Source organism: Bradyrhizobium sp. Kon37 (assembly GCF_055807535.1).
This window is the reverse complement of record NZ_JBVVOY010000136.1, coordinates 1-450: the sequence shown is the minus strand read 5'-3', so window position 1 is coordinate 450 and position 450 is coordinate 1. Positions and strand designations below refer to the sequence as shown.

General features: G+C 66.2%; 1 protein-coding gene. It reads left to right on the top strand.

The genetic code is table 11. The features are described 5' to 3' along the window. Positions 1 to 267: 267 nt before the first annotated feature. Positions 268 to 450: relaxase (locus tag AC0L3J_RS37460; protein ID WP_256000119.1), on the top strand; the 183-nt coding region annotated here is incomplete at its 3' end.

Below are 450 nucleotides of genomic sequence, written 5' to 3'. Positions count from 1 at the left end.
TACGTCTCCGATTACGCTGCGCTATGCCCAAAGGGGCTGCGCCCCTCTGGACTCCCCCCATTTTAGGTCACAGACGCGGCCACCACCGCGCCCGATCGGAAGATCCGTGCCGGCTGCAACGCCGCAAGGGTTTTTACTCCAAGGAGGGGGTCGGCTTTCCTGGCTCGCTCTAAACGCCCCTCAAGTGTCAATGAAAGTTTCCAACGCGAGCCATTCGCGAGAGCCTTGAGTCCACGCTAGATCTATCTCATCTGCGCAAGGCAGAACGTGAAGACGGCCGCCCTGGACCTCGCCCGCGAGCGCCAGGCGCACGAGGCCGGCGCGCGGACCCGCGCCACGGCCCACGAGCGGACGCCGCAGCAGGAGCGCCAGAAGGCCGCCAGAGAGGCCGAGCGCGGCCGTGAGGCTTGGACGCTAGGGCAGGGCATGAAAAAGCCCGTAGCGGGCTGC